The 23,498-nt window shown below is 38.7% G+C and carries 20 protein-coding genes and 1 other annotated feature; of the genes, 15 read left to right on the top strand and 5 right to left on the bottom strand.

All coding sequences use genetic code 11. The annotated features are described in order from the left end of the window. The first annotated feature begins 11 nt into the window (after positions 1-11). The 7 genes from thiI (at position 12) to ACIFUW_RS10685 (ending at position 8,844) form a co-directional block, all read left to right on the top strand. Complete coding sequence (gene thiI, locus ACIFUW_RS10715) at positions 12-1,223, top strand: tRNA uracil 4-sulfurtransferase ThiI (protein ID WP_002287955.1); 1,212 nt, start codon at positions 12-14, stop codon at positions 1,221-1,223. Between the two features lie 572 nt (positions 1,224-1,795). Further along, positions 1,796-2,443 carry a redox-sensing transcriptional repressor Rex gene (locus ACIFUW_RS10710; RefSeq protein ID WP_002287954.1) on the top strand — a complete coding sequence of 216 codons (648 nt, stop codon included), beginning with the start codon at positions 1,796-1,798 and terminating at the stop codon, positions 2,441-2,443. 128 nt (positions 2,444-2,571) lie between these two features. Beyond that, positions 2,572-2,788, top strand: a binding site (T-box leader). Between the two features lie 47 nt (positions 2,789-2,835). Next, complete coding sequence (locus tag ACIFUW_RS10705; protein ID WP_002287953.1) at positions 2,836-5,481, top strand: valine--tRNA ligase; 2,646 nt, start codon at positions 2,836-2,838, stop codon at positions 5,479-5,481. Positions 5,482-5,790: 309 nt separating this feature from the next. Then, complete coding sequence (locus ACIFUW_RS10700) at positions 5,791-7,104, top strand: bifunctional folylpolyglutamate synthase/dihydrofolate synthase (protein WP_002294071.1); 1,314 nt, start codon at positions 5,791-5,793, stop codon at positions 7,102-7,104. Then, entirely contained in the window at positions 7,094-7,747 is a 654-nt protein-coding gene (locus tag ACIFUW_RS10695) for an HAD family hydrolase (RefSeq protein WP_002287951.1), read from the top strand. The genes ACIFUW_RS10700 and ACIFUW_RS10695 overlap by 11 nt, the downstream gene beginning before the upstream one ends. Positions 7,748-7,801: 54 nt before the next feature. Beyond that, entirely contained in the window at positions 7,802-8,494 is a 693-nt protein-coding gene (radC, locus tag ACIFUW_RS10690) for a RadC family protein (RefSeq protein WP_002294069.1), read from the top strand. A 149-nt stretch (positions 8,495-8,643) separates the two neighbouring features. Next, positions 8,644-8,844 carry a cold-shock protein gene (locus ACIFUW_RS10685; RefSeq protein WP_002294067.1) on the top strand — a complete coding sequence of 67 codons (201 nt, stop codon included), beginning with the start codon at positions 8,644-8,646 and terminating at the stop codon, positions 8,842-8,844. Positions 8,845-9,097: 253 nt separating this feature from the next. Here the strand turns inward: ACIFUW_RS10685 and rnjA are convergent, their stop codons facing one another. Together rnjA and ACIFUW_RS10675 are read right to left on the bottom strand one after the other, a co-directional pair. After that, positions 9,098-10,777, bottom strand: a complete 1,680-nt coding sequence (gene rnjA, locus ACIFUW_RS10680; RefSeq protein WP_002287948.1) for a ribonuclease J1 — start codon at positions 10,775-10,777, stop codon at positions 9,098-9,100. 1 nt (position 10,778) lies between these two features. Continuing rightward, a complete protein-coding gene (locus ACIFUW_RS10675) occupies positions 10,779-10,991 on the bottom strand; it encodes a DNA-directed RNA polymerase subunit epsilon (RefSeq protein WP_002287947.1) in 213 nt (70 codons plus the stop codon). A gap of 392 nt (positions 10,992-11,383) precedes the next feature. Between ACIFUW_RS10675 and efrA the strand changes: the two genes are divergently transcribed. From efrA to ACIFUW_RS10655, 4 genes are all read left to right on the top strand, one after another. Further along, positions 11,384-13,114 carry a multidrug efflux ABC transporter subunit EfrA gene (gene efrA / locus ACIFUW_RS10670; protein ID WP_002296290.1) on the top strand — a complete coding sequence of 577 codons (1,731 nt, stop codon included), beginning with the start codon at positions 11,384-11,386 and terminating at the stop codon, positions 13,112-13,114. Beyond that, positions 13,111-14,871, top strand: a complete 1,761-nt coding sequence (gene efrB, locus ACIFUW_RS10665; RefSeq protein ID WP_002289400.1) for a multidrug efflux ABC transporter subunit EfrB — start codon at positions 13,111-13,113, stop codon at positions 14,869-14,871. Before efrA ends, efrB begins: the two co-directional genes overlap by 4 nt. A 94-nt stretch (positions 14,872-14,965) precedes the next feature. Further along, positions 14,966-15,163, top strand: a complete 198-nt coding sequence (locus tag ACIFUW_RS10660; protein WP_002296291.1) for a hypothetical protein — start codon at positions 14,966-14,968, stop codon at positions 15,161-15,163. Positions 15,164-15,315: 152 nt separating this feature from the next. Further along, on the top strand, positions 15,316-15,801 hold the full coding sequence (locus tag ACIFUW_RS10655) for a gamma carbonic anhydrase family protein (protein WP_002289401.1): 486 nt from the start codon (positions 15,316-15,318) through the stop codon (positions 15,799-15,801). 103 nt (positions 15,802-15,904) lie between these two features. Here ACIFUW_RS10655 and clpP read toward each other — a convergent pair whose 3' ends face one another. Then, entirely contained in the window at positions 15,905-16,498 is a 594-nt protein-coding gene (gene clpP / locus ACIFUW_RS10650; protein WP_002289402.1) for an ATP-dependent Clp endopeptidase proteolytic subunit ClpP, read from the bottom strand. A 179-nt stretch (positions 16,499-16,677) separates the two neighbouring features. On the opposite strand from clpP, the gene ACIFUW_RS10645 reads away from it, so the two are divergent. From ACIFUW_RS10645 to hflX, 4 genes are all read left to right on the top strand, one after another. After that, the gene (locus tag ACIFUW_RS10645) at positions 16,678-17,199 is read left to right on the top strand and encodes a hypothetical protein (RefSeq protein WP_125276326.1); all 522 of its coding nucleotides are present in this window, start codon (positions 16,678-16,680) and stop codon (positions 17,197-17,199) included. A 96-nt stretch (positions 17,200-17,295) separates the two neighbouring features. Then, positions 17,296-18,033, top strand: coding sequence for a glycerophosphodiester phosphodiesterase (locus ACIFUW_RS10640; RefSeq protein WP_002289404.1), 738 nt, complete (start codon positions 17,296-17,298; stop codon positions 18,031-18,033). A gap of 3 nt (positions 18,034-18,036) precedes the next feature. After that, complete coding sequence (gene miaA, locus ACIFUW_RS10635; RefSeq protein ID WP_002289405.1) at positions 18,037-18,954, top strand: tRNA (adenosine(37)-N6)-dimethylallyltransferase MiaA; 918 nt, start codon at positions 18,037-18,039, stop codon at positions 18,952-18,954. 1 nt (position 18,955) lies between these two features. After that, positions 18,956-20,185: a GTPase HflX gene (hflX, locus tag ACIFUW_RS10630; RefSeq protein WP_169040324.1), complete on the top strand. Its 1,230-nt coding sequence runs from the start codon at positions 18,956-18,958 to the stop codon at positions 20,183-20,185. Between the two features lie 33 nt (positions 20,186-20,218). On the opposite strand, the gene ACIFUW_RS10625 is transcribed toward hflX, so the two are convergent. Continuing rightward, positions 20,219-21,172: an IS30 family transposase gene (locus tag ACIFUW_RS10625; protein ID WP_000222572.1), complete on the bottom strand. Its 954-nt coding sequence runs from the start codon at positions 21,170-21,172 to the stop codon at positions 20,219-20,221. Between the two features lie 650 nt (positions 21,173-21,822). After that, positions 21,823-23,436, bottom strand: a complete 1,614-nt coding sequence (locus ACIFUW_RS10620; protein ID WP_125276328.1) for an FAD-dependent oxidoreductase — start codon at positions 23,434-23,436, stop codon at positions 21,823-21,825. Between the last annotated feature and the right edge of the window lie 62 nt (positions 23,437-23,498).

Raw genomic sequence — 23,498 nt, 5'->3', positions numbered from 1 at the left:
GGAGTGTTCTTGTGAAATACAGTGAAATTATGGTCCGTTATGGGGAACTTTCGACAAAAGGAAAGAATCGAAAAAGCTTTATCATGCAACTAGCACAAAATGTCAGACAAGCTTTGAAAGACTTTCCAGAAATCAAAATCCATGCTGATCGGGACCGGATGCATCTTTTATTGAATGGCGCAGACGGGCAGCTAGTTATTCCAAAACTAGCAAAAATATTTGGGATCCAAAATTTCTCTCCAAGTATTCGTGTAGAAAAAGATGTCGAAGTTTTGAAACAAGCTGTTCAAGACATCATGAAAGAAATTTATACTGGGAAAGAAACATTTAAAATTATCGCTAAAAGAAGCGATCACCAATTTGAATTGACAAGTAATGAATTGAATCAAACATTAGGTAATGCTGTTTTTGATATTTTCCCGCATATCCAAGTTCAAATGCGTCAACCAGATATTCCATTACGTGTAGAGATTCGGCGTGATGGCGCTTATCTATCGTATGAAACGATCAAGGGAGCTGGAGGATTGCCCGTAGGAACAAGCGGAAAAGGAATGCTTATGCTTTCTGGGGGGATTGATTCTCCTGTAGCAGGGTACTTTGCCATGAAGCGGGGAGTGGAAATTGAAGCTGTTCATTTTGCTAGTCCGCCGTATACAAGTGAACAAGCACTGCAAAAAGCAAAAGATCTAACAGCCAAACTAGCACCTTATGTGGGAACGATCCATTTTATCGAAGTGCCATTTACCGAGATTCAAGAAGAAATCAAAAAGTCAGTGCCACAAGGATATTGGATGACAATTACTCGTCGAATGATGTTGCGTTTGACCGATGAAATTCGCCGTATTCGTCATGGTTTAGTCATTTTGAATGGTGAATCATTAGGTCAAGTGGCTTCACAAACTTTGCAAAGTATGGTGGCTATCAATGAAGTAACGAATACGCCAATCATTCGGCCTGTAGCGACAATGGATAAACTTGAAATCATTGAAGTAGCAGAACAGATCGATACATTTAATCTTTCTATCCAGCCTTTTGAAGATTGCTGTACGATTTTTGCTCCTCCACAGCCAAAAACACGCCCTCAACTGGAAAAGGTCCATCAATATGAAGAGCGTTTAGCAATAGATGAAATGATCCAACGAGCACTAGCTGGCTTGAAGATGGAAGAGATACAAGCAGAATCGTCTAATGAAAAAACTGAAGAATTTTCAGAATTGCTATAAGAGGTTATGAAAATAGTGTTTTGACCAGAGTATTAGAGAAACAAAACGAAAAAATAGCTCCATGTATTTTACCGTTTTTGAACTAATGTCGAAGATTAGCTGATTGAATACCATTTATCAAGAAGTTATGGAAAAGCCGGTTCTTTTTTACTAACTGAAAAATAAAATTTTATTTAGAGATCAAGCTACAGTTGATAAATGATATAAAAAAGAGAATTTCCCATGAAATAGCGAGGTTGTGACAGAAGTGGGCAGCTTCAAGAAATAAGAAGGAATTTACGAAAATTGCTTTTCAAATTTTTGTGAAATTTCGGCTTATTTTTCGAAGAAGTTACTTCTGGAACACCGTGTATCAGAGGTTGCGAAAAAGCTGCCCTGCATCAAGTAATAAGAACAGCCAAACAAAAATAGTTCCTCATATTTTACGTTTGGTTGAGCTTATTACCGCAGATGCAAGCTTTTGAACACCGTTTTATTTGTCTCACACCCTTTTCCTTCCTACTTGTAACCTTGCTCCCGTGTTAGAAACATGTTACACTAAATATGTGAAATTATTAACAAGGAGCGTCGTTATGCGAGAAAAAACAGATACACTGCCAAAAGCAACTGCGAAAAGATTACCTTTATATTTACGCTACTTGAAGATGCTGGATGACTCAGGTATAAGTAGAATCAAATCAAATGAGTTCAGCGAAATCACCCAAATTCCTTCTGCAACGATCCGCAGAGACTTCTCGCAATTAGGCGAGCTAGGCAGAAGCGGATATGGCTATGATGTCCCTTTTCTTATCGATGTATTCAATAATATCCTTAATACTAAAGAAGAAAAACGAATCGCATTAGTAGGATATGGAAATCTTGGCAAAGCATTGAAACACAACAATTTTAGAAGAAATGAAAATCTAAATATCGTGTGCGTCTTTGATAATGATCCAGCACTGATCAATCGAGTAATTGATGGAGAAATGATCTATCCGATTGATCGTTTCGCGGAGATAGCCAAAGCAAAAAATGTGACAGTAGCAATCTCTACGGTACCAAGTAAATATTCACAATCTGCTATTGATGAAATTGTCAAAGGAAATGTAACCGCTATACTTAATTTTGCGCCTGACAGAGTAACTGTCCCAGCTTATGTCAATGTTCAATACATTGATTTGACAACCGAGTTGCAGACGCTTATTTACTTTGATGAGAATTACTCAGAAGTTTTTTCTTAGGAAAATTTGAGTAGGCTTATTGATCTTGCGAGAACTCGTCGTAATTCTTTCAAAAATTTTTTAGTACTAAATGAAGTGGTTTTTTCACGACCACTTGTTGACTAAAAAAAAAAACCATTGTAGAATGAAGCATAACGCTGAACAAGAGGAGTAACTGGCACATTCATTCTTAGAGAGAGAACTATCTGCTGAAAGGTTCTCAATGACAACCAGTGAAGGTAGCTTGGGAGTTTCTGTCTTGAATGGAGTAGAGATAGACGAGTCGTGATCGTTAACTCACTTGAGAGGCAATAATGATTGATTATTGCAATTTAGGTGGTACCGCGTAAATCATACGTCCTAGAATACGAAAGTATTTTAGGACGTTTTTTAGTTTAAAGGAGGAAAACAGCATGACGGAAGAAAATAACCTATCAACAAAATATAATCCGCAAGAAGTTGAAGCTGGACGTTATCAGCATTGGTTAGAACAAGATTTGTTTAAACCGAGCGGAGATAAAAAAGCAAAACCTTATTCAATCGTAATCCCGCCCCCAAATGTTACTGGAAAACTTCATTTAGGGCATGCTTGGGATACGACCTTGCAAGATATGCTGATTCGTCAAAAGAGAATGCAAGGATATGATACTTTATGGCTGCCTGGTATGGACCATGCAGGAATCGCGACACAAGCAAAAGTAGAAGCGAAGCTTAGAGAGCAAGGGATTTCTCGTTATGATCTAGGTCGTGAAAAGTTCATCGATCAAGTGTGGGAATGGAAAGAAGAGTATGCGAGCCACATCCGCGAACAGTGGGCTAAAATGGGCTTATCTTTAGATTACAGTAGGGAACGTTTTACATTAGATGATGGATTATCTGAAGCAGTACGTAAAGTTTTTGTTACCTTATACGAAAAAGGTTTGATTTATCGTGGTGAATATATCATCAACTGGGATCCTCAAGCACGAACAGCTCTATCTGATATCGAAGTTATTCATAAAGATATCGAAGGCGCCTTTTATCATATGAGCTATGAACTAGCAGATGGATCAGGCGTAGTAGAAATTGCGACAACCCGTCCAGAAACGATGTTGGGAGATACGGCGATTGCTGTTCATCCAGAAGACGAGCGTTATCAAGCGCTCATCGGCAAAAAAGTGATTCTACCTTTAGTCAATAAACAAATCCCAATCATTGCAGATGAATATGTAGATATGGAATTCGGGACAGGTGTAGTAAAAATCACTCCAGCACATGATCCAAACGACTTTGAGGTAGGTAATCGTCATGATCTTCCACGCGTAAATGTTATGGATGATGATGGTACGATGAATGAACTAGCAGGAAAATATGCTGGAATGGAACGTTTTGCTGCTCGTAAAGCAATCGTGCAAGATCTGAAAGAAATCGGTCGATTGATTAAAATCGATACGATGATCCACAGTGTGGGTCATTCCGAGCGGACAGGTGTCGTTGTTGAACCTCGGCTGTCTACTCAATGGTTTGTAAAAATGGCGCCGTTAGCGAAAAAAGCCATTGATAACCAAGAAACAGATCAAGCAGTGGAATTCTTCCCTCCAAGATTCAATCAAACGTTTTTACGTTGGATGGAAAATGTCCATGATTGGGTAATCTCACGACAATTATGGTGGGGACATCAAATTCCTGCATGGTATCACAAAGAAACAGGTGAAATGTATGTAGGGATGGAAGCACCAGCGGATAGTGAAAACTGGGTACAAGATCCTGATGTTTTAGACACTTGGTTTAGTTCAGCTTTGTGGCCTTTCTCAACAATGGGCTGGCCAGATACGGAAAGCGAAGATTATAAGCGATACTTCCCTACTAGCACTTTAGTAACCGGTTATGACATCATTTTCTTCTGGGTAAGCAGAATGATTTTCCAAAGCTTGGAATTTACTGGCGAACGTCCATTTGAGAATGTCTTGATTCATGGATTGATTCGTGACGAACAAGGGCGGAAGATGAGTAAATCATTAGGTAATGGAATCGATCCGATGGAAGTAATCGAAAAGTATGGAGCAGATGCTCTCCGCTGGTTCTTATCGAATGGTTCTGCACCAGGACAAGATGTCCGCTTCAGCTATGAAAAAATGGATGCTTCTTGGAACTTTATCAACAAAATCTGGAATGCTTCACGTTTCGTTATCATGAATATCGAAGGAATGACCGTAGAAGAGATCGATTTATCTGGAGAAAAATCAGTGGCTGACCGGTGGATCCTTACTCGTTTGAATGAAACGATCGAACGAGTAACTGAGCTATTTGATCGTTTTGAATTTGGTGAAGCAGGTCGACAACTGTATAACTTTATCTGGGATGATTTTTGTGACTGGTACATCGAAATGAGTAAAGAAGTACTTTATGGAGATGATGCTGTTTCAAAACAAACCACCCGTAGCATCTTAGTCCATACACTTGATCAGATCCTACGTTTATTGCATCCAATCATGCCATTCGTTACAGAAGAAATATGGGAACATATTCCTCATCAGGGAAATTCTCTAGTAGTGGCAGAATATCCTGTTGTACGTCCAGAGTTTGATGATGAAACAGCTTCTAAAGGGATGGAAGTATTGAAAGAATTGATTCGAGCCGTTCGAAATATTCGTTCAGAAGTGAATACACCATTGTCTAAACCAATTACGTTGCTAATTAAAACAAACGATGCTAAAATCGATCAATTTTTAGTTGAAAATACAAGCTATATCGAACGCTTCTGTAATCCCGAAGAGTTGACGATATCAAGTGAGATCACTGCGCCAGATCTAGCGATGTCAGCTGTTCTGACAGGTGCAGAAATCTTCTTGCCGTTAGCAGGATTGATCAATATTGAAGAAGAAATCAAACGATTAGAAAAAGAACTGGAAAAGTGGACAAGCGAAGTAAAACGTGTCCAAGGAAAACTTTCTAATGAACGTTTTGTTTCTAACGCGCCGGAAGAAGTAGTAGAGGCAGAGCGTGCAAAAGAAAAAGATTATTTAGAGAAGCAAACGGCTGTCAAAGAACGAATCGAAAGTTTGCGTACTATTCAATAAGAATAGAAAAAGAGAGTGTGAAATCAGCTAGCTATTACTAAAAGCTAGCTGATTGAACATCGTTACAGGAAAGAGTTTGAGCCTCACTCTTAGCTTCGATTCATAAGGAGATGTGACATAAATTTTGTCGCATCTCTTTTTTAGTCTACTCTTATTATGTAGGAGAAGGAGGGAGGTGGATCATGTATCAAGAGTCAATAAAGTAGTTGATAAAATCGTTCCTCTCTCTGTTTCTTTTCTCTTTGTCATACTTTTATTTTTCTTATGTGTTCTATTTGTTATAATAAAAGAGAAATGGGGGAATTGTTGATGACGATTGAAGAAGCAATAGAATGGATCCATAGTCGATTACCATTTGGTTCACGTCCTGGCCTTGACCGAGTCGAAGCTTTATTAGAAGTGGTAGGGCATCCAGAGAGAAAAGTAAAAACGATCCATATCGCTGGAACAAACGGAAAAGGTTCTACTGTAGCTTATTTGAGAAGCCTATTAGAAGAGGCTGGGCTGACAGTAGGTACATTTACTTCACCTTATATCGAAACGTTCAATGAACGGATCGCAATCAATGGCAAAAGCATTCCAGACAATGATTTGATCCAGCTTGTAAAAAAATATCAGCCACTGATCAAACAACTTGATCAATTTGAAGCAGTAGCTGGTATTACTGAATTCGAGACATTAACAGCAATGGCATTTGATTATTTTTTGATGAAGAAAGTGGACGTAGCGATTATCGAAGTTGGCTTAGGCGGCTTATTGGATTCTACCAATGTAGCTGTACCAATGCTGACGGGAATAACAACGATTGGACTTGATCATACCGAAATACTTGGAGATACAATTGAAGAAATCGCTGCACAAAAAGCTGGAATCATCAAACAAGGCGTTCCAGTAGTAACAGGAAATATTGCCCCAGAAGCTTTTACTGTCATCCAACAAACAGCTAAAGCAAAAAATGCACCGCTTTATGTATACGGGGAAAATTATAAAATAAACTATCTGCATCCTGATGAGATGTGGGGAGAAGTATTTGAATTTTTTAATGAAATAGGAAAGATCCCTCAATTAACCACTCCGCTTTTAGGGCAACATCAAGCTGAAAATGCAGGAGTAGCCATCGAATTGTATTTTGTTTACTGTCAATTGGAAAAGCTGCCTTTCCGAGAAAAAGATGTTTTGAAGGGATTGAAGAAATCTCGATGGCCAGGAAGAATGGAGCGTTTGAGTAACGAGCCATTAGTTGTTTTAGATGGTGCCCATAATACGCATGCAATGAACCGGCTTGTTGAGAATTTGAAAAAAGAATTCAAAGGATATCAAATCAACATTTTGTTTTCCGCCTTACGAACTAAAAATGTTAGAGAAATGCTAGAACGATTGCAGCAAGTACCAAATGTCCATATTTATTTGACGACCTTTGAACATCCAAAAGCCATCGAATTAAGTGAAGTATCAGATTTAGCAAGTGAGAGAGTATCAATCGTTTCATTGTGGCAATTCGGATTAGCAGATATATTGGAAAAGATGACAAATGAAGACGTATTAGTTGTGACCGGTTCACTTTATTTCATTTCAGAAGTTCGCCATTTATTAATACAATTAGGAGGAGATCATGAAGTATAATGCAGTGATTTTTGACATGGATGGTTTGCTGTTCGACACAGAGTTAGTGTATTACGAAGCCACACAAGTAGTAGCAGACAAGATGGGTTTTCCTTATGATAAAGACCTGTATTTAAAATTCTTAGGTGTTTCAGATGAAGAAGTATGGGCGAATTATCATATGATTTTCTCGGAATTTGGCAAAACAAGTGTACAAAGATTCATAGATGATTCATACCAGGAAACGCTTGAACGTTTTTCGCAAGGAGCGGTACAAATGAAGCCCGGTGTGTTGGAACTCCTCTCTTTTTTAGAAGAACATCAGATTCCCAAAGTTGTCGCTTCCAGTAACCAACGAGCAGTCATTGAACTTTTATTGAAGAAGAACAATCTGTTTGAACGATTTGAGACGATTGTTTCTGCAGAAAATGTTCAACGAGCAAAACCAGACCCAGAAATTTTCTTGTTAGCTAATCAGAAGCTAGGTACAGCGAAGAAAGAAACATTGATTTTAGAAGATTCACAAAATGGTATTTTAGCAGCTTCTGCGGCTGAGATCCCGGTAGTCATGGTACCAGATCTGCTTCCACCATCCCAAGAATTGATCAAAAAAACAGCTGGGGTTGTTTCTTCTTTACATGAAATCCCTGCATTGTTAAAATAAAAATCCATCTCTTTTCGTATCTTATTTTAGATAAGATAGAAAGGAGATGTTTTTTTGGGAAAACGATTGATCAAAGAAGTACCTACTAGCTCTTTACCAAGGGAACGTATGGAAATTTATGGCGCGGAAGCTTTATCGGATCAGGAGCTTTTGGCAATCTTACTGCGTACCGGTCAACACCCTTATAGTGTGATGTCGATTGCTGGAAATCTGTTAAAAACGTTTGGAGGACTGGCCTCTTTACGACAGGCTACTTTGCATGAGTTAGAAGAGATTCGAGGGATAGGACGCGTGAAAGCAATCGAAATCAAAGCCTTGATCGAATTAGGTCGACGAATTCAGACGGATCATGAAAGAGCGGCTCCACCGGTTCGTACCAGCTACGAATTGGCCCAGCAATTGATTCTGGAAATGAAAGATCACAAACAAGAACATTTGGTTTGTATTTATTTGGACACGAAGAATCAAGTGATCTTAAAAAAAACAGTGTTCATCGGTTCGCTGAATCAGTCAGTCGCTCATCCTAGAGAAATTTTCCATTATGCTGTACGTTATTGTGCAGCAAGGATCGTTTTAGCGCATAATCATCCTTCTGGTAATGTTATTCCATCGCAGCAGGATATGAATTTTACCAAAAGGATACAAAAGTGTGGAGAAATGATGGGGATCACTGTACTGGACCACTTGATCATCGGACGCAAACGATATTTTAGTTTGAGAGAAGAAGGAATGATGGAAGAGAAGTAAGTTGCTTTCTTGCAAAAAAAATGAAGCAAGTGTACAATTATATTGTAATTTTGTTTGGGAATAGAAGTTGAAACATCTGTTGCACCTCTATCGTACACGAGCAATGTTACAATTTAAATTAGTGCTTTTGGCACGAGGAGGATATTATTATGGAAAACGGAACAGTAAAATGGTTCAACGCTGAAAAAGGATTTGGATTTATCTCACGTGAAGATGGAAGCGACGTATTCGTTCACTTCTCAGCTATCCAAGGTGACGGATTCAAAACATTAGAAGAAGGTCAAGCAGTGACTTTCGACGTTGAAGAATCAGACCGCGGCCCACAAGCTGCAAACGTTGTAAAAGCTTAATTTTATCTGTAAATCAAATTGATGGTAGACATCAATTTTTACGAGAGAACAAAGCGAGTAACAAAAATACCTGCCACAAGAGACAATTTCTCTTGTGGCAGGTATTTTTTTGTATGAAAAAGTAAATAAATTTAAGAGGCTATGAAAGAGCCACCTTGTATCAAGGAATAAGAACAAACAAAAATGGCTTCTCATGTTTTTCATTTGTTTTCTCTTATATTCAGGACAAGGTGCTGATTTCATAACCTCTTATTTATTCTTCATCTGGTGTCATTACCATTGGCAAAATCATTGGATGTCTTTCTGTACGTTCGAATAAGAAAGGCTGAAGCGCGCCAGTCATCGCTTCTTTCAATTTATATTCTGAACAGTCAGGTCCATTCAAACATTCTCTTAAAGCGTGGAATAAGATTCGCTGAGCTTCATTGATCATTTCTCCTGATTCTCGCATGTAGACAAATCCACGAGAGAGAATATCTGGACCAGCCAAGATTTCTTTTTTCTTGATATCCACTGTCGCGACAGCTAATACAAGACCTTCTTCTGAAAGCAGGTGACGGTCACGTAAAACGACATTACCAATATCACCGATCCCGCTACCATCGATATACACATCTCCAGCCACAAAATGCCCAGCAGGACGCGCAGAATCGCTAGTTAACGCTAAAACATCGCCATTTTCCATGATGAAGCAGTTTTCTGCAGGAACACCTACATCTTGTGCTAGAGAAGCATGTACTTTCAACATGCGGAATTCTCCGTGGACAGGAATAAAATATTTTGGCTTCATCAAACGAAGCATTAATTTTTGTTCTTCTTGTCCACCGTGACCGGAAGTATGGATGTTATTGATTTTTCCGTGAATCACTTCTGCACCAGCTTCAGACAGCAAATTGATCAAATGATTGACACTTGTTGTATTACCAGGAATAGGTGAACTTGAAAAGATCACTGTATCGTCTGGCTGGATTTGGATTTGACGGTGAGTACCATTCGCGATGCGGCTCAACGCGGCCATCGCTTCTCCTTGAGAACCTGTACATAGGATCATCGTTTCATTGGCAGGCAAGCGATTGATTTCGTGTGCATCTACAAATGTGCCGTCTGGAACTTTGATATATCCTAAACGTTGACCGTTGACGATGGCATTTTCCATGCTTCGTCCGAAAACAGCGATTTTACGACCAGTTGCCACAGCGGCATCTGCTGCTTGCTGCAAACGGAAGATGTTAGAAGCAAAGCTGGCAAAAATGATACGTCCTTCGATTTTTGAAAAGATCTTCAAAATAGAATGCCCAATCGTTTTTTCTGATTTAGTAAATGTTGGAATCTCAGCATTTGTACTATCAGATAAAAGGCACAAGACTCCTTCTTCCCCGATACGAGCCATTTTATGCAAGTTTGCTGGTTCGCCAACAGGAGTGAAATCGAATTTGAAGTCTCCAGTCGCTACGATATTTCCAGAAGGTGTTTTCACCACGATCCCTAATGCATCTGGGATACTATGGGTCGTTCTGAAAAAGCTGACAGAAGTCTTTCTAAAACGGATGATCGTATCTTCATTGATCTCATGGAGCTCTGCATCTCGAAGCAAGCCATGCTCATCTAATTTGTTTGTGATCAACGCTAATGCGAGAGGACCAGCATAGATAGGAATATTTGCTTGTTTCAGCAAGTAGGGTATTCCGCCGATGTGGTCTTCGTGCCCGTGAGTAATCACCAAGGCTTTTACTTTGTGTAAGTTTTGTATGATGTAGCTGTAGTCGGGAATGACATAGTCAATTCCAAGTAAATCGTCTTCCGGGAATTTGATCCCGGCATCAATCAAAATGATTTCATCTTGGAATTGTACCCCATACGTATTTTTCCCGATTTCACCTAATCCACCAATAGCAAAGACGCCTGTCTCGTTATTTTTGATGGAAAGTTTCATATTAAAACTCCACTAATGAGAAATCAGCATTTTCTTTTTCGTACTCTAGATGACTTCCTTCTAGAAGTTGAACGAATTCAATATTGTATGGGGTATTTTCTTCCACACGTTGGCGAGCGTCTACATCGCTTTTTGCCTCAATGTAAAGAGATTTTGTTTCTTCCCGTTTAGGGTTGCGTACTTTTGTTTCTTGATAATAAACTTTATAGATCATTGTTTTGTCTCCTTTATCTGCGTAAAGCAGTGATTTAGCTAGTTGATTTTTTTAGACAACACAAAACGAGGGGACAAGCCACCTGGTTTTTCATATGCTTTGACTAGAATACTGGATTCGAGTCAAAGAGACAAGCCTCGTTTTTGCTTATCTGTTCGGATATTTTTTCAACCGTACCTTCTGTATAAAAAATATACAACAATTAATTGTTATTCTAGCATAAAACAGCAAATAAGTATAGAAATCAACTAGATTGAAAGAAAAAATCAATGTTTATCATCCCGCTATAATCATAATGACTTTTTTATGAGAGAAGTGTTCTATTAATAGGCTCGTTGTGCTATCATTTTTAGTAATGAAAATGTAACAAAAGATTAAAAGGAGATGAGAAAGTGAAACTAATGTGGCATTATACCATGCGTTATAAGAAATTCTTGTTTTTCAATTTCATATGCGTATTTGGTTTTATTTTGATTGAATTAGGACTTCCTACGATTTTAGCACGTATGATCGATGTAGGAATCCGCAATGATGATTTTGATTATGTGAAGCAACAAGGGATATTTATGATCGTTATTACTGTAATCGGTATTATTTTGAATATCTTGTTAGGTTATTTTGGTTCGAGGATTACGACTAATATCGTAGCAGATATTCGAGATGATTTGTTCGAAAAGATCCAAAGTTATTCGCATCAGGAATACGAAAATCTAGGCGTATCTTCATTGATCACTCGTACAACAAACGATGCTTATCAGATCATGTTGTTCCTGCAAAATATTTTACGTATCGGTTTTATGGCACCAATGATGTTCATTGTCAGTTTGTACATGGTCATGCGTACAAGTGTGACACTCAGTTTGTATGTAGTAGGTGCATTACCTTTACTATTATTGGCAGTCGTAGCGATTGCTAAGGTGTCTGAACCGTTATCTAAAAAGCAACAAAAAAACTTAGATAAAATCAACAGTATCTTGCGGGAAAATCTTTCAGGATTGCGTGTGATTCGTGCATTCGTCAATGAAAAGTTTGAAGAAAAACGTTTTGCTGTAGTCAATGAGAATTATGCTTCTAGTTCAAAAAGCTTATTCCGTTTGATGGCTGTTGCACAACCGGGTTTTTATTTCTTATTTAATATCGTAATGGTATTGATCATCTGGAGCGGGGCAGTGCAAATCGATGCAGGCGAGCTTCGTGTAGGAGATTTGATTGCGTTTATCGAGTATATATTCCATGCCTTGTTCTCATTCATGTTATTTGCTAGTGTGTTCATGATGTATCCAAGAGCAGCTGTTTCAGCTGGACGTATCCAAGAAGCCCTAGATGCCAAACCTTCGATTGTAGAAGATCCAAATGGTATATCTGATACAAAAACTAAAGGGTATATCGAATTTCAAAATGTAACATTTGCTTATCCAGGCCATTCGCAAGAGCCAGTGATACGAAATGTCAGTTTTACAGCCTCTCCAGGAGAGACCGTTGCTTTTATTGGAAGTACCGGTAGCGGAAAATCTACGTTGATCCAATTGATCCCTCGCTTTTATGATGTGAGTGAAGGAAAGATCTTGATCGATGGAGTAGACGTGAGAGATTATCGGCTAAGCAAGTTGCGAGATAAGATTGGGTTTATTCCGCAAAAAGCGCTGCTATTTACTGGAACGATTGCAGATAATTTGCGATACGGGAAAGAAGATGCTACGCAAGAAGAAATGGAACGTGCAGCTGAGATTGCTCAAGCTTCAGAATTCATTTCTCGAAAACCAGATGGATTTAATGAACATTTATCAGAAGGTGGTTCCAATTTTTCAGGTGGACAAAAACAACGATTGGCAATAGCCAGAGCCATCATACGCCGTCCGGAAATCTATATTTTTGATGACAGCTTTTCTGCATTAGATTATCAAACGGATGCGAAGTTACGTGCTCGTCTGAAAAAAGAAACGACAGAATCTACTGTATTGATCGTAGCACAACGTGTGGGAACGATCATGCATGCAGATAAGATCATCGTATTAAATGAAGGAGAAGTCGTCGGTATGGGGACGCATCGGGAGTTGTTGGAAAAATGCCCGATTTATTATGATATTGCCGCTTCTCAATTATCAAAGGAGGAATTAGCATGAAAAAAACCTTTTCTTCCTTAAAACGTTTAGCTCGATATATCAGACCGTATCGTGAGACTTTTCTTTTAGTGATCCTATTTACAGTTCTGACAGTGGCTTTCAACGTGGCTTTGCCATATGTTACAGGACTTCCTACTACAGAAATCAGCCGTAATATTGCCAATGGCGAATCAATCAATTTTTCTTATATATTCAAATGTCTCATTTGGATCACAGTTGTTGGAATAGGGTATTGTATTTCGCAATTACTTTCTGGTGTTTTGATGACAAATGTCGTTCAAAGTGCCATGCATGATTTGAGAAGAGACATAGAAGAAAAAATCAATCGTCTTCCGGTTTCATATTTCGATAAAAACCAGCAAGGAAATATTTTGTCTCGTGTGACGAATGATGTAGATGCAGTCAGCGGTGCTTTACAACAAGCTTTTATTGGTATCGTAAATGCGATATTGGGAATTACGTTGGCTGCAGCAATGATGTTTTATATCCAGCCGATGATGGCGCTGATCTCTATGATCATGATTCCAACATCGATCTGGATCTCAAAACGAGTGATCAATGCTTCGCAGAAATATTTTCAAAGCATGCAGAATTCTCTTGGTGAGCTAAACGGCTACGTCCAAGAAAATATGACAGGTTTTAGTGTATTGAAAGTATATGGACGCGAAAAAGAAACATTGGAAGGATTCAAAAAAGTTAATCACAGCTTGAAATACTTTGGGTTTCGTGCAGCATTCATTTCTGGCTTGATGATGCCTCTAGTTCAATTAACTGCCTATGCTACTTATATTGGTATGGCTGTTCTAGGAAGCTTTTATGTTATTACTGGGGCGATCGTTGTCGGTCAACTACAAGCATTCATCCAATATATTTGGCAAATCAGTCAGCCAATGGGGAACGTGACACAATTGTCTTCAGTTTTGCAAAGTGCATCAGCGGCAACGAAACGTGTATTCGAGATTTTAGATGAGCCAGAAGAAAAAGAAAACAAAGTAGATGCTTCACTGCCAGAAACGATTTTAGGAGATGTGACATTCGATCATGTCGATTTTGCATATGATCCGAAGAAACCATTAATCCAAGATTTGAATTTTGAAGTGAAAGCTGGTCAAACCGTAGCTGTGGTCGGTCCGACCGGTGCCGGCAAGACGACATTGATCAATCTATTGATGCGTTTTTATGACGTAGACAAAGGAGCAATAAGGATTGATGGAATCGACACCAAATCAATGAGTCGCAGTGATGTGCGTTCGCTATTTGGTATGGTCTTGCAAGATGCATGGCTTTATCAAGGAACGATTGCAGATAATATCCGCTTCGGAAAGCTTGATGCGACAGATTATGAAGTAGTTGATGCTGCGAAAACAGCAAACGTAGATCATTTTATCCGAACGATGCCAGATGGATATGATATGGCCATCAATTCTGAGGGAGACAATGTGTCTTTAGGACAAAAACAGTTGCTGACGATTGCCCGAGCAGTGGTCTCCGATCCTAAAATCTTGATTTTAGATGAAGCAACAAGTTCAGTAGACACCCGTTTAGAAGCGTTGATTCAAAAAGCAATGGATCGCGTGATGGAGGGACGGACAAGTTTCGTCATCGCTCACCGTTTATCGACAATCCGTGATGCAGATCTGATTCTAGTGATGGATCAAGGTCAGATCATTGAAAAAGGAACGCATGAGAGTTTATTGGCACAAGGTGGATTTTATGAAAAACTGTATAACAGCCAATTTGCTGAGGAAGCAGAATAAGTCATATAAGAATAAAACAGTTTAAAACTTATTTTTTGTTCTCTATTCTTGATAATGGTAAAGTAAAGTTATCAAGAAAAGTGAGGACACGGAGATGGAACAGTTTTTAAATGAAAAAATTACTGAAGCCAAAAGAGAAGTTGATCGTTTAACGCACGTCTGTCAGACGAAGCCTTTTGATTCAGCTGATTTTTTTGAAAATGAGTTTCAAATCGAACGCTTGGCAGCACAAATAGAAGTGTACGAATTAATTTTAAAAAAAGTAATAGAAGAAAATATAGATGTACAATAAAAACAGGTAAAACGTCAGTTACCAGATACTGTAAATAGACATCTGGCCTGAGCAGGTTTTACCTGTTTTTTTTCTTATGAAATAAATATATGCTATGATACCTTTATTCAATAGGATTAGTTTCTACAAAAAATGAAAGGAGAAAAATAAATATGGAACGGTTTATAGCATCAAATGCCACAGTGATTGGTGATGTGACATTGTCAGAAGATGTGACGATCTGGTATCAAGCTGTTTTACGCGGGGACAGTAATTGGATAAAAATAGGACAAAGAACGAATATCCAAGATGGTACAATCATCCATGTCGATCATGATGCACCTGTAGATATTGCGGAGAATGTGACGGTAGGACATCAGTGCATGCTACATGGCTGTACAATCGAAAAAGGGGCGCTGATCGGGATGGGGACCACGATATTGAATCATGCGGTTATTGGTGAGAATAGTTTGATTGGTGCTGGATCATTAGTAACAGAAGGAAAAGTTATTCCTCCTAATGTCTTGGCTTTTGGTCGCCCAGCTAAAGTGATCCGTCCTTTGACAAAAGAAGAAATACAAAAAAACAAAGAAAACATCCAGCATTATGTCGAGATAGGTCGGATGCATGCGCAAGGAAAATTCAAGGAGCAAAGATAGGCAGTAGCATCCATAAAATAAAAAAGGATGGTCAGTTTGAGTTGACCATCCTTTTTTATTTGGTTTAGATAAGAGAGCTTAAAAAAGCTTCCTTTGAAACAGATTAATTTAATGAAGAACTGTTTTCCATGACTTCATCGATCAATCCATATGCTTTTGCTTGTTCAGCTGTCATATAGTTGTCACGATCTGTATCTTTTTCAATCACTTCAAGCGGTTGTCCAGTGCGTTCAGCTAAAATTTTGTTTAAGCGTTCGCGTGTTTGCAAAATATGGCGTGCCGCAATTTCGATTTCAGTTGCTTGCCCTTGAGCGCCGCCAAGAGGTTGATGGATCATGATCTCAGCATTTGGTAAAGCAAATCGTTTACCTTTTGTACCAGCTGTCAGCAAGAAGCTTCCCATTGAAGCAGCCATACCCATAACAATTGTTTGGACATCTGCTTTGACAAAGTTCATTGTGTCGTAAATAGCCATACCTGCTGTAACTGAACCACCAGGAGAATTGATATAAAGATAGATATCTTTTTCAGAATCTTGAGCGTCTAAGAAAAGCAATTGGGCGATGATCGAATTAGCAAGATCATCTGTTACTTGGCCGCTTAACATGATGATACGGTCTTTCAATAAACGTGAGTAGATATCGTAAGCTCTTTCACCTCGTGAAGATTGTTCAATGACTGTAGGAATTAAATTCATAATAGAGTTCCTCCTTGATTTCGTTTAGAAATAGTGTACCATAATTTAGTTTCTAATACCTAAAATGTAGTATACATTTTTGGTCAAAAAAGGTCAAATAAAAAACTTAGGCAAATTAGTCGCATAAACCCGCTTTATGGTATGATAAGCAGAGAAACAAAACAAGGAGGAACAACAGATTGATAGTTGGTATTACTGGCCTTATCGGAGTGCTGACAGGTGCTGTAGTTGTCTATATCGGCATGATACTGCAAATGCGTCACTTGGAAAATAAAGAACAGCGTAGACGTGAATTGGAATTGAAAGTCAAAGAAATCGAGACGCTGAATCAATTAAATAAAAAGATCAACGAGATCTTGCAAAAACGGACAACGCTGATGGAAGAATATGTCAGCTTTGATGCATTTGATGATTGTTATATCACGATTGACGATTTTGCGTATCTCCAATCATTTTCAGCGCAAAATAGTTTTTATCTGCCAAATTATATTTTAGACGAGCTATTTAAGAATATCTCCCATCGAAAAGTGATTTTATCTCCAGATGAAACAATGAAGATTGGTGGATATGCTTATAAAGGCGGACGCGTGATTTTAGAGAATTTTACGGATAGTCTGACTGAAATGATCAATGAAAAAAAAGCTCAGTTGAAGACTATGACGCGCCAGCCGATTGGTTTCTTCTCGAAAGATGATGTTTGAAGCTGATATTTTGAAGCATTGCCGTTGCACATGAGAGCGTGGTAATGCTTTCTTTTTTTCTTAATGATACAATAGAACTGAACGGAGTGAAGAAAGATGTTACAAATCTATGCCCATCGCGGAAGCAGCGGCACCCACCCAGAAAATACGCTTCCTGCATTTGCAGAAGCTGTACGAGTAGGTGCAGATGGTATCGAACTAGATGTCCATCTAAGCAAAGATGGTTATTTGATCGTTATGCACGACGAAGAAGTGGACCGGACGACTAACGGTAAAGGGCTGATTCGAGAAAAAACATTGGAAGAACTCAAAAAATTGAATGCAGGGGGCAAATTCAGCAAAGAATTTCCAGCAGCTAAAGTTCCTGAATTGAGAGAAGTGTTAGGACTGCTCCTCCAAAAAAATTACCGAGGGATGCTAATGATTGAAATTAAAACTGATCAGTATGAATATCCCGGTATCGAAGAAAAATTAGCCGAAACATTAAAAAGTAGAGATTGGCCTTTTCAACATGCATATTGCAGCTTTCATTTGGATTCTTTGGAAAAAATCGCATTACTGGAACCGGAGATACAGCTGGACTTATTGATGAGTACTTCTGATAAAAAGATCCAACTAGCAGCAGAAACCCCTTATATAGAAGGAGTACATCCAAAAAATACTTGGTTGTTCGAACATCCAGTCCAGGCAGCTGATTTTCCAAAAGCAATTCGTGCATGGACGATTAACGATGAAGAAGAAATGGCCAAATGTCAAGAACTCAAAATAGATGGAATAATAACTGATTTTCCGGAGAAAGCTCTTCGGTGGAAACAATCAACGAAAAGTAGGTAAAATATGGAAAAAGTATTAGTGATCGTCGGTCCGACAGCAGTCGGTAAAACAGCGCTAAGTGTGGAACTCGCACAACTATTTGGAGGAGAGATCATCAGTGGTGATTCATTGCAAATCTATAAAAATCTGGATATCGGTACAGCAAAAATCAAAGAAGAAGAGATGAATAATGTTCCGCATCATTTGATTGATGTGATCGAACCTACTCAACGTTACTCAGCCGCTGATTTTCAGCATTCAGGTCGACAATTGATTACCGAGATTGCGAACCGAGGGCACCTACCTATCATAGCTGGTGGTACGGGTCTCTATATCCAATCCCTTCTATATGATTATCAGTTAGGAGCGACAGAAGAAGCGAATCCTGAGATTAGAAAAAAGTATGAAACGTTAGCTGAAACAATTGGTTCCCAAGCATTATGGAATCAGTTGAAAGAAAAAGACCCGGCAGCTGCTGAGAAAATCCACTGGAACAATCAACGCAAAGTGATAAGAGCTCTGGAAGTTTTAGAGACGACAGGACATAGTATCACGGCACCTAAAGAAGAGCCAAAGCAATTGTATGATTACCTCATGATTGGATTAGATACGAAGCGTAGTATTCTTTATGAACGAATCAATCAAAGAGTCGATTTGATGCTAGCAGAAGGTTTAGTAGCAGAAGCGCGTAAGGTGTATGAGCTTGGAGAAGTCCAGGCCAGTCAAGGTATTGGATATAAAGAATTTTTCCCTTATTTTGAAGGGAAAGAAACATTGGAAGAAGCAACAGAACAAGTCAAACTACATTCGAGAAGATACGCGAAACGTCAGTTGACGTGGTTTCGTAACCGTTTGGATGCACAGTGGTTTGATCTTATAAGTGAGCCAAATCAAAAAAGTCAGATTGAGCAAACAATCAAAAAATGGCTGGAGGCGGAATAAAATGGAAGAAAAAGTGATCATCGTAGGGGTAGAAACCGAAGCAAACCAGCGTTACTTTTCAGAGTCAATGGAAGAGCTAGTTCAGCTGACGAATACCGCATCAGGAGAAGTCGTATTCACAATTACACAAAAGAGACCACAAGTGAATCGGCAAACGATTATCGGTAAAGGGAAATTACAAGAATTAGTTCAACAAGCGGATGCGCATGAAGCGGATTTGATCATCTTTAATCATGAGCTAACTCCGAGACAGAGCCAACTGATTACCGATGCTGTTGGTCTTCCGGTAATTGATCGCGTGCAGCTTATCTTAGATATTTTTGCGATGCGTGCTCGTTCGAAAGAAGGGAAGCTGCAGGTTGAACTTGCTCAGTTAGAATACCTGCTGCCTCGTTTAGTAGGGCAAGGGAAAACATTATCTCGTCTTGGCGGTGGGATCGGAACAAGAGGGCCAGGTGAAACAAAGTTAGAAACAGACCGCCGACATATACGGAATAAAATTTTTGCTGTTAAGAAAGAATTGAAAGAAGTAGAAGCTCATCGAGAGCGCAATCGCCAAAAAAGAAAAAATAGCGAGATTTTTCAGATTGGACTTATTGGCTACACGAATGCCGGGAAGTCAACTATCTTGAATCTATTGACACAAGCGGATACTTATTCGAAAGATCAATTGTTTGCAACGTTAGATCCATTGACTAAGAGATGGCGTTTTGCTGAAGGATTTGAGATTGCTGTAACGGATACCGTCGGGTTCATCCAAGACCTGCCTACGCAACTGATCGATGCTTTCCATTCTACATTAGAAGAAAGTCAAAATATGGATCTTTTGCTACATGTAGTCGATGCTAGTTCTCCAGATCGTATTTTACAGGAGCAGACTGTCTTAAAATTGATGGATGAACTGAATATGAAAGAAATGCCGATACTGACTGTTTACAATAAGGCAGACCAGATCGACCCAGCGATGTTCACGCCTACGCTATTCCCAAATGTATTGATTTCTACTCAGACGAAAGAAGGTAAGATGGCGTTGATCGAAGCAATCAAACGTCAGCTGATGGAACTAATGACCCCTTATACACTTTCTGTGCCAAGCAACGAAGGACAGAAATTAAGCGAGTTGAGAAGACAAACAATGGTTTTGGACGAAGCGTACATGGAAGAAACAAACGAATATGAAGTTAAAGGGTTTGCAAAAACCAATTCAAAATGGTTAAGAAAAAACCAATAAAATTTTATTTTTTTAACAATATTATTTGTCAAATTAAGCGAGACAAAACTTTCCATTTACGTAACTCAAAAAAACTTCTAATGGTGTTTGGTAATTTAGTGATTTTCTAGGGATATGGTTTCTTTTGGACGCAACGGATGAGATGAATCCTTGATTGACTTGGTTGAATTCCATTTCTTTTGGTAGTCCATCTTTTCGGAGGAGTCCGTTTGAATGTTCATTTAATCCCCGTTGGGAAGGCGTTCCTGGGTCTGCGAAATAAATATCAATATCATTCGTATTACTAATACTTTTCCAATTAGAGAATTCTTTTCCACAATCAAAGGTAATTGATTTGAAAAGATTTTTGGGTACGGATTGAAGCCATTCATTAATCGAATTTTCAATATCAACTGCCTTACGGCCTTCTGGTTTCAAGGCGATAATGGCTTTTGAAAGTCGCTCAACGAGTGTGATGACGGCACTTTTATGGTGGATGCCGACAATCGTATCACCCTCTAAATGTCCAAATTCTTCTTCGAAAACGACATAATCTTTTTTACGTTCAGAAATATTTCTTTTGAATGCCTGTTTTCCACGTTTTTCCTTATAACCATTTGGTTTTCGTTTTCCTTGCATCGGTAAATGTAAAACATTGAATTCTCCCGTCTTAAACCGGCGATAGAGGGTACTTACTGAACAAGAGAAGGTTCGCTCTGCACGGCCAATAATGACGTCTGGGGTCCAACCTTCAGTTGATCTTTTTTCAATGTATTCTTTTTCCTCAGCAGGAAAAATGATTTCGGTTCTCCCACAACGTCGCTTATTTTCTTTGTATTGTTCAAAGTATTCAAGTGCTGTTCCACCACATTTGAGAAAGTTATAGACATTGTAAATTGTTTGGCGTCCACGTTTAAGCTGCTTCGCAACGATAGCAACCGGAGTTTCTTGATGAAAATATGCTTCTATCATTACAAGCTCGTTTGGTGTAAGATGGGTATAAGTCATTTATGTTCACTCTCCTTGTATGCTTTAGCGGGTATTACAATTTGAGTGTAACATAAATGGCTTTTTTATTTGTCTCGCTTAATTATACAAACGGCGTTGTTAAATAAATAGGAACAAAAAAATTAAATTATTTAATACACACATTAGGGATCATTCATTGAAGGATTAGAAGACAACGAGGATGGCGAAAAATATGATTACAATAGAAAAGTCGTTCTAAACCAATCAGTTCCTAGTATCACACAACGCAAGCCAGTCGATTTGGTGAGATTAGAGGAGTGAAAGCAAACTTTATTATATAAGAAAAAATATTCGAAAGGGATGCTAGTTTAGGTACTAGTGCTGATAGATTAATATGATGCCTCGTAATATTAGGCGTAGTTACTCTAGAGACATCACTATGGACTATGATTTGTCTCAGAGTCACAACATGTTTTTTTATGAAAAGAAACAGCTAAAATAATTAAATTGCGCAATGTTTAAACTTTCTTAAACTATAACCTAATAAATGTGAAGAAATAATGCACAATTTCTTCACATTTATCTTCTATTCTATATACATACCAACCAACAACCCTATATACTTTTTCATTTTTACTCCTCAAGTAAAAATAACTCCTAGACCGCGGCTACCCACCGCGGTCGTTTTTTTATTCTTCAATCAAAATCGCTTTGATACCCAAACCTGCCAAGATTCGGGCAGAAGTATAATTATTCAATCCTCTTCTGAAAGTAATGTAAACTTTTTTATCTTTTGGGATTTCATTGATTCGATCTCGTAACTCATTCATTGGAATATTTTTTGTTGCCGAGATACTGCCAGAAGGTGCTTTATTAGGTTCACGTATATCTAAAAAGAACGCTTCTTTCAAATCGTTTTCGGGTATATCACTTGCTTTGATCGTTTCTACGATATTCGTCATTTGATTGATTGCGACATAACCAGCTATATTCAACGGGTCACGGGTAGTAGAATACGGTGGAGAGTAAGGCAACTCCAAATCAGGCAAATCAAAGACTGTCAAGTTTCCGGTGATTGCTACAGAAAGTTCTCCCATCCGTTTATCGACACCTTTTTCTCCAAATGCTTGTCCACCTAAAATACGACCGCTATCTGCATCAAAAATCAGCTTTAGATTTAATCTTGTAGCTTCTGGATAGAAATAGGCATGGTCAAAGGGAGTGATAAAAACAGTTTTATAATTTGTTATGCCTGATGCTTTTAATTCATGTTCTGTCATTCCCGCATAACTTGCTGTATGATCAAAGATTTTTGCGACACCTGCACCAATATATCCGCGATAGCGCATAGGCGTACCATTTAAAATATCTGCCAGCATATGTCCTTGACGATTGGCCGCACTGGAAAGCATACTTTGGATCGGCTGACCAGTCACTACACTAGTCGTTTCGATAATATCGCCAATCGCATAGATGTCCGGCAGATTGGTTTGTAACTGGTCATCAACAATGATCTGACCTGTATCTGATAATTGTATGCCGGTTGCTTTCACCACTTCATTCTTCGGAGAAACACCAACAGCAAAAATTAGCATATCAGCAGAAAGGACGGAGCCATCTGATAATACTATTTCTCGACCTTTATCACGGATCTCAGTAACTCTTGTTTCTAAATGAACGGCTAATCCTTCTTTCAGCAATTTGTCATAAACTAAATTAGCAATTTCTGGATCATAAGGGAAAGCGACTTGTGGCAATTGATCGATTAAAGTCACGTCTAAGCCGCGATGCTTGAAATTCTCAGCTAATTCCAGACCCATAACACCTGCACCAAGAATGACGACATGTTGTGGATTTTTTTCTTCAAGGAACGATTTGATTCGATCCGCATCCGTCACACTACGGAGGACAAAGCCGTTTTCTGCTTCAAAAACTCCGGGAATATCCGGATAATCTGGTCTAGCACCAGAAGAGATGATCAACTTATCGTAATCTGTTTTTATTTCTTCATTTGTGGATAGGTCTTTAACTGTTAATCGCTTAGTAGAAGGATCGATTGCTGTTACTTCGTGTTTAGTAAAGACATCGATGTTGTTTTTTGTTTTCAATATTTCTGGTGTACGTTCGATCAGCGAGTCACGGTCAGTGATCACACCTCCTAAATAATAAGGCAAAGCACAACTTGCATAAGAAATATTTTCTCCGCGTTCATAGATAATGATTTCGTGCGCTTCATTCAATCGACGGAAACGAGTGGCAAATGAAGGACCGCCAGCTACACCGCCAATGACAACAACTTTCATAAAAACATCTCCTTTTCTACGTTGATCGTACTATGTTATGGTAAAAAACAGCAAATAATTGT

This window comes from Enterococcus sp. PLH-Efm8, assembly GCF_053011625.1.
Note: the sequence above shows the minus strand (reverse complement) of the source record. Positions and strands in the feature narration are given on the sequence as shown.

Bases quoted from the DNA above. Each gene is read 5' to 3' on its own strand.
- ACIFUW_RS10710 (WP_002287954.1), top strand. From the start codon at position 1,796: ATGCGAGAAAAAACAGATACACTGCCAAAAGCAACTGCGAAAAGATTA.
- ACIFUW_RS10705 (WP_002287953.1), top strand. From the start codon at position 2,836: ATGACGGAAGAAAATAACCTATCAACAAAATATAATCCGCAAGAAGTT.
- ACIFUW_RS10700 (WP_002294071.1), top strand. From the start codon at position 5,791: ATGACGATTGAAGAAGCAATAGAATGGATCCATAGTCGATTACCATTT.
- ACIFUW_RS10695 (WP_002287951.1), top strand. From the start codon at position 7,094: ATGAAGTATAATGCAGTGATTTTTGACATGGATGGTTTGCTGTTCGAC.
- ACIFUW_RS10685 (WP_002294067.1), top strand. From the start codon at position 8,644: ATGGAAAACGGAACAGTAAAATGGTTCAACGCTGAAAAAGGATTTGGA.
- rnjA (WP_002287948.1), bottom strand. From the start codon at position 10,777: ATGAAACTTTCCATCAAAAATAACGAGACAGGCGTCTTTGCTATTGGT.
- ACIFUW_RS10675 (WP_002287947.1), bottom strand. From the start codon at position 10,991: ATGATCTATAAAGTTTATTATCAAGAAACAAAAGTACGCAACCCTAAA.
- efrB (WP_002289400.1), top strand. From the start codon at position 13,111: ATGAAAAAAACCTTTTCTTCCTTAAAACGTTTAGCTCGATATATCAGA.
- ACIFUW_RS10660 (WP_002296291.1), top strand. From the start codon at position 14,966: ATGGAACAGTTTTTAAATGAAAAAATTACTGAAGCCAAAAGAGAAGTT.
- ACIFUW_RS10655 (WP_002289401.1), top strand. From the start codon at position 15,316: ATGGAACGGTTTATAGCATCAAATGCCACAGTGATTGGTGATGTGACA.
- clpP (WP_002289402.1), bottom strand. From the start codon at position 16,498: ATGAATTTAATTCCTACAGTCATTGAACAATCTTCACGAGGTGAAAGA.
- ACIFUW_RS10640 (WP_002289404.1), top strand. From the start codon at position 17,296: ATGTTACAAATCTATGCCCATCGCGGAAGCAGCGGCACCCACCCAGAA.
- miaA (WP_002289405.1), top strand. From the start codon at position 18,037: ATGGAAAAAGTATTAGTGATCGTCGGTCCGACAGCAGTCGGTAAAACA.
- hflX (WP_169040324.1), top strand. From the start codon at position 18,956: ATGGAAGAAAAAGTGATCATCGTAGGGGTAGAAACCGAAGCAAACCAG.
- ACIFUW_RS10625 (WP_000222572.1), bottom strand. From the start codon at position 21,172: ATGACTTATACCCATCTTACACCAAACGAGCTTGTAATGATAGAAGCA.
- ACIFUW_RS10620 (WP_125276328.1), bottom strand. From the start codon at position 23,436: ATGAAAGTTGTTGTCATTGGCGGTGTAGCTGGCGGTCCTTCATTTGCC.